Annotated in this window: 6 protein-coding genes; all 6 read right to left on the reverse strand. The window is 68.5% G+C overall.

Annotated elements, in window-relative coordinates; genetic code table 11:
• Positions 1-5 precede the first annotated feature (5 nt).
• Positions 6-953, reverse strand: a complete 948-nt coding sequence (locus tag ACFU0Y_RS05925; protein WP_380213530.1) for a type II secretion system F family protein — start codon at positions 951-953, stop codon at positions 6-8.
• Entirely contained in the window at positions 953-2,491 is a 1,539-nt protein-coding gene (locus ACFU0Y_RS05930) for a CpaF family protein (RefSeq protein WP_380213531.1), read from the reverse strand. Before ACFU0Y_RS05930 ends, ACFU0Y_RS05925 begins: the two co-directional genes overlap by 1 nt.
• Before the next feature lie 2 nt (positions 2,492-2,493).
• Positions 2,494-3,708 (reverse strand): CpaE family protein, encoded by a 1,215-nt coding sequence (locus tag ACFU0Y_RS05935; RefSeq protein WP_380213532.1) that lies wholly within the window; start codon positions 3,706-3,708, stop codon positions 2,494-2,496.
• Positions 3,705-4,442, reverse strand: coding sequence for a Flp pilus assembly protein CpaB (gene cpaB, locus ACFU0Y_RS05940; protein WP_380213533.1), 738 nt, complete (start codon positions 4,440-4,442; stop codon positions 3,705-3,707). Before cpaB ends, ACFU0Y_RS05935 begins: the two co-directional genes overlap by 4 nt.
• 61 nt (positions 4,443-4,503) lie before the next feature.
• On the reverse strand, positions 4,504-5,523 hold the full coding sequence (locus ACFU0Y_RS05945; RefSeq protein ID WP_380213534.1) for a pilus assembly protein TadG-related protein: 1,020 nt from the start codon (positions 5,521-5,523) through the stop codon (positions 4,504-4,506).
• On the reverse strand, positions 5,511-6,007 hold a 497-nt coding region (locus tag ACFU0Y_RS05950; RefSeq protein WP_380213535.1), incomplete at its 5' end, for a TadE/TadG family type IV pilus assembly protein. The genes ACFU0Y_RS05950 and ACFU0Y_RS05945, both read right to left, overlap by 13 nt.

Here is a 6,007-nt window from a genome sequence, read left to right on the forward strand (position 1 = left end):
GGAGCTCAGAACTGGATCTTGACGATCCGGGACATCCAGAACCCGCCGATGGCGAACATCAGCAGCGCGACGACGATCATCGCGTAGCCGAGGATCCCACTCGTGAGGAACTGGGCGATGTACTCGGTGGAGATCACTGCGAGGACGGCGGCGATCAGCACCGGCAGGGCCATGAGGATGTAGGCGGACATCTTCCCCTCGGCCGAGAGCGTCTTGACCTGGCGCCGGATCTGGTTGCGCTCCCGGATGGTGCCGGCCACGCGATCGAGCACCTCGGCGAGGTCACCGCCGACCTCACGGTGGATGCCGATGGCCTGGGCCACCCACGAGAAGTCCTCGGACTCCATGCGCCGGGCGGTCAGGTCGAGCGACGTGTCGAGGTCCATGCCGAGCCGCGTCTCGTTGACCACGCGGGTGAGTTCCTCGGAGGTCGGGGACTGGGACTCCCGGGCCACCGCGTCCACGGCCCGCAGCAAGGAGTGGCCCGCGCGCAGGGAGCCGGCGAAGAGCTGCAGGGTGTCGTCGAGCTGGTCGGCGAAGGCGCGTTTGCGGCGGGCCGTGAGGAAGCCGACGGCGACCTTGGCCACCATCGGCGCCGCGAGCAGGAACAGCACCCCGAGCAGGGCACCGCCCACGATCGTGCCGACTGCGGTGGCGGTGGCCGTTCCGGCCGCGACCAGCACCAGGAAGTCAGCGGGTGAGGCCTTGATGCCGGCGTTCTCGAGGGCTGCGGCGATGCGCCGCGTCCACCCGCGCTCCTCCAGGAACTCGCTGACGGCCTCCGTGGTGACTCCTGTGAGGCGGGTCAGCTGCGACGGGGTCTGATCCCGGGCCGTCCGCAGCGGGCGGCGCCGGTCCATCGGCAACCGGGGCGTCCGGGAGCGGAAGACGACGAAGAGTCCCAGCACGCCCGCGAGCGTCAGGAAGCCGAATCCGACCAGGAGCGGAAGCATCACTTCCTCCCGGGGTCGAAGACGGAGGGATGCAGCTTGATGCCGTAGTCCTCGAACTTGTCCACGAACCGCGGGCGCACCCCGGTGGAGCGGGTCGTTCCCCGGAAACGTCCGGTGCGCGGGTCCACGCCGGCGTCCCAGTCGAAGAGGAAGGCGTCCTGCAGGGTGACGGTCTCGCCCTCCATGCCTTGGATCTCGGTGATGTGGGTGACGCGGCGGGTGCCGTCGCGCAGACGGGAGAGCTGCACCACCAGGTGGATGGCCGAAGCGATCTGCTCGCGAATCGCCCGCTGCGGCAGGTCCATGCCGGCCATCATGACCAGGGTCTCGAGACGGGAGATGGTGTCGCGCGGGGAGTTGGCGTGGATGGTCGAGAGCGAGCCGTCGTGGCCGGTGTTCATGGCCTGGAGCATGTCGAGGGCCTCTCCACCGCGGCACTCCCCCACCACGATCCGGTCGGGGCGCATGCGCAGGGAGTTCTTGAGCAGGTCCCGGATGGAGATCTCCCCCTTGCCCTCGATGTTCGCCGGTCGGGACTCGAGCTGGACCACGTGCTCCTGCTGCAGCTGCAGCTCCACGGCGTCCTCGATCGTCACGATGCGCTCGCCGTGCGGGATGAAGGAGGAGACCACGTTGAGCATCGTGGTCTTGCCCGTACCGGTACCACCCGCCACCAGGATGTTGAGGTGTGCCTCCACGCACGCCCGGAGCAGGTCGGCCATCTGCGGGGACACCGATCCGAAGCGAATGAGGTCCTCGATGGTCAGCGGGTCCTTGGCGAACTTGCGGATCGTCAGGGAGGACCCCTTCACCGCGAGCGGGGGAATCACCGCGTTGACGCGTGAGCCGTCCGGAAGGCGCGCGTCCACCAGGGGCGAGGACTCGTCGATGCGCCGGCCCACCTGGGTGACGATCTTCTCGATCACGTGCCGCAGATCCTGTTCGGAGGCGAAGGTGGCCTCCGAGAGAGTGACCTTGCCCTTCTGCTCGACGAAGACCTGGTTGGGCCCGTTGACCATGATCTCGGTGACCGAGTCGTCGTCGAGCAGCTCCTGGAGCGGGCCGTAGCCGAGGACGTCGTCGCTGACGGAGCGGATCAGCCGGGACCGCTCCTCCGAGGACATCGGCACCCGCTCCTCCGCGACGATGCGGGTCAGCTCCCGGGTGGCGAACTCCTTGAGATCGATGTCGCTCAGGCTCGAGTCGGACTGGCGGGAGCCGATGCGGTCGAGCAGCTCCTGCTTGACGCGCTGCTTGAGCCCGGCCAGCGCGTCGAACCGGCCGACCTGGGTCCGCGGGGTCAGCTCGGCCGTGGTCGCGGCAGCCGGCTCGGAGAAGGACATCGAGCCTCCCGGCTCGTTCCAGCCGGGCTCCTCGGTGCCGTCCGGCGCCTGGGCACCGGACATCTCGTCCGGTGTCACTGCGGTCAGCCCGGTAGGACCCCCGGGATCCTGCTCCGGGGCGTGCGCAGCGGTGTCGTCGTGCAGCGGGGGGACGCTCTCACCGCGGGCGGCGGCAAGGCGATCTGCGAGCTTCATGGTCAGGCCATGGCCTTCCGGTGGATGCCTCGCTTCGAGGCGGAACGAGCGGGGGTGAAGGAGTCCACGAGCGCCTGCAGCTGCCGCGCGGCCTTGTCCTTCGGCGCGTGCAGGATCAGCGGCTCGCCGCGGTTGGTGGCGTACACGGCCATCCGGGAGCGCGGGACCACGTGGTCGACGGGCGTCCGGATGGTGGCCTCGATGTCCTGCACGGAGAGTCCCGTGTTGCGGTCCGCGGCGTTGAGCACCACGGAGGCGTTCTCGGGCAGCAGGGAGAGCTCGCCGAGCAGGTCCATCTGCTTGCGCAGACCGCGCACCCCTGGGACGTCCATGCCGGTGACGAAGACGACGTCGGTGGCGGCCTCGAGGGCGGCGAGGGCGTGCTCGCCGAGTCCGGGAGCGGTGTCGACGACGACGTACCGGAACTGGCCCGCCAGCTGGTCGAGCAGGTGGGTGATCTGTGCCGCGCCCACCAGCTCGCCCTCGGCGGGGTTGGCCGGGGTGCACAGGGCGTAGACGGACGCAGGGTGGACGGTGAGGAAGGTCTTGAGCACCAGGGAGTCGTCGACGGAGGGGCCGGTGACGGCGTCGGTCAGCGAGTGCTCGGGGGCCAGGCGCAGGGCGGCGGCGACGTCCCCGAACTGGACGTCCAGGTCCACGATCACCGTGTTCATCGGCGCGATCTTGCCTAGCCCCACGGCCAGGTTGGTCGCGACGGTGGTCTTGCCGACCCCGCCCTTGGGGGACGTGACGACGATGACCCGGGTGTCGTCGTGGGCGAGAGTGGCACCGGGTTCACCGGCGGACCAACCTTGGAGCGAGACCCGCCGGCGCGATTCCGCGGCGTCCAGGACGCGCGACATCGTGCTGAGGATGCCGTCGGCGTCGGCGTCCACGTCGAGCACGTCGCGGAAGCCGGCTCGCATGGCCGCCACCGCGAGGGACATGTCGGCGGGAGCCACGAGCACTAGGGAGACCTCGGGCCGCTGGATGTCGAACAGACCGCCGAGCCGCAGCGCGTCGTGGAAGTCCAGGCCGGGCCCGAGGACCACGACCGTGGGGAGTTCGCCGACCGAGCGGCCCAGCAGCTCGTCCGGGGTGGCAGGCAACGCGGCGCTGAAGACGGTCTGTATCTCGCCGGGCAGACGCCCGTCGATGCCCTTGCGGAACTGGACGTCGTAGGACGGGTCCTTGGTGACCAGCAGGATGCGGCTCACTCGAAATCACTCCTCGTGGCGCCGTTGGCGTTCTGCTCGGCGTCCTTCGGCTCCAGGGACAGCCAGATCCGGCCGAACTCGGAGGCGTAGACGATCTTCTCGGCGGTGTCGGCGTTCACCGCGAAGGTGACGAGCAGCGAGCTCTCCGGCACGGCCGGAGCGCCGCCCTCGGTCGTCTCTGCGCCTTCTACGGGCTCGGCCGTACTGGGCGCGCCCTGCACGGAGGTGACGAGGATCTTGTCCAGGTCCTTGGCCGTCTTGGACTCCCGGCCCTCCTCGCCCTCGAAGGAGACGAAGACGCCGACCGTGTCCCCGGCCGCCAGCTGACCGCCCAGCACGCGCGGGGCGTCGAGCTGGATAGTGACCTCCTGCAGGCCCTTGGGGACCGGGACCGTCCCGGGCGCTTCGAGTGCCTGCGGCTCGACCAGACGGGAGTCGAGCAGCTGCTCCCCTGGCTGCAGGTCGACCCCGGCAACTTTGCCGCTCTGGCCGTCCAGGGAGGAGAGAGCGCCGTCGGGCACGACCGCGGCGGGCACCGTGTGCAACGTTATGGACTCGCCGAGCTCCTCCACCGGTGTGCCCTTCGGGATCGGCGCGGTGATGAGATAGACCTCCCGCGGTTCCTGCTGGTCCAGGGCGCGGGCGTCCGCGGTGCCGACGTAGGTGCTGACGATGACGAGTCCGGCGATGGCGAGGACGGCCATCACGAAGCCGGCGAGGATGCGAGTTTTCACAGTCGTACTTCCATGTGCTCGTGAGAAGGGACAGTGGCGGGGTGTCGGAGCATGGCGGAGGTCATTCGCGCAGCTCCACGACCGTGGTGCCGTAGGACGTCGGAGGACCCATCACGAAGTCGGCGTCCAGCGTCACGAAGCGCACGAACTTTCCGTAGATGCCGTCGCAGTTGCTGCCGCAGGCGCTGGTGACCGTCGCAGGGTTCCAATTGACGTTGCCGGTGAAGGTGTAGGCCTGCACCTCGAACGCCGCCCACGCCGCGATGCGGTACTTGCCGTTGTTGCCGGTTCCGCTCACCTGGTCGTATACGGGGAGCAGGACCGTCTTGCTCTTGAGCGCGGCCTCAGTAGCAGCAGTCGAGCAGCCCGAAGGAATACTCGCGCCGGTCGAACTCTTGACTTGGTCCCCAACGGCGACGAAGACCCCGCACGTCGTGGAGGAATTCTCACCGATCCAGCCGAAGCCGCCCGGAAGATCGTCCACATGACCGGTGCTGCCCCCGGTCTTGGGGCACTTGGTCGGCCCCTTGCCCCCAAGGACGAGCACCTGCGGGGCGCCTGTGAGGTTGAACTCACACTTTGCGAAAGCGATTGGGAATATAGCCGGTCCTGCCAGCGGCGCTCCCCAAAACGCGGTGGCTGTCGCGCCCACCGTGGCCTGGTCGATGCCGAGCACGGGGGCGAAGGACAGTGCCAACGAGCCGGCGCCACTTTTGCCGTCCACGGTGGAGGCCTGCACTCTCACCTTCTGCGCGGTCTTGTCGAGTTCGAGTACTGCGGCCCTCGATCGGGCATCGCGAGCATTCGAGTCGGCCAATTGCTGCGCCCGCGGCAGAACCGCCGCGGCGTCCACGCAGTTGATGTTCTTCGCGCAATCCTGGGCAATGCCCAGGGCCGCGGAGTCAGCTCCGTTCTGCAGCTGCGCGCGTTCTTCGTAGAGCATGCCCACGTCGATCGCGAGGGCCGCGAAGCCGAGGAGCACCACCAAGCACAGGGCAGTGACGACGGCCACCGCTCCGCGTTCGCCATTCTCCCGGAGCTCCGTGCGCGCGTGTACCAGGTGGTTGATCAGCCGCCGCATCGCATGGCCGCCTTCCCGGTCAGAGTCATGTCCTTGGCGACACCGGTGATGGTCTTCAAGGGGTATGTGACGGTGACGGCCAGCGTGGTGCCGGCGGCGCACTTCTCAGGAACGGCGGAGAAGGTCATGTCTGTGCCCTTCAAGGTCGGTGCAGCATCCCGGCCGGCGGACGCGGCGGCCGTCCATGTTGTGGCGGAGGCCGTCCCGTTGTCGTGAATCACCATGTGACGAGCGGTCTCACGGGCCGCGTGGGTGAGACTGATCTGGGTGTTGTACGCCCGGCCAAATTCGATAATGCCGAGCAGCAGCAGGAGGAGCACCGGAACCACCAAGGCGAACTCCACGGCAGCTACGCCGCGCTCCGAACGCCACGGGGGCATGGTCGCGCCTTTCCAAGCGAAGGTAAAAAACAAGAGTGCTAAGTGTCGAGCTAGAAAAGAGGCCAGGGCTTTCTGTGATGCGCCGCGGCGCCCCGGTGCGGGGC

It is taken from the genome of Kocuria sp. NPDC057446 (genome assembly GCF_042802875.1).
Classification (GTDB): Bacteria; Actinomycetota; Actinomycetes; order Actinomycetales; family Micrococcaceae; genus Kocuria.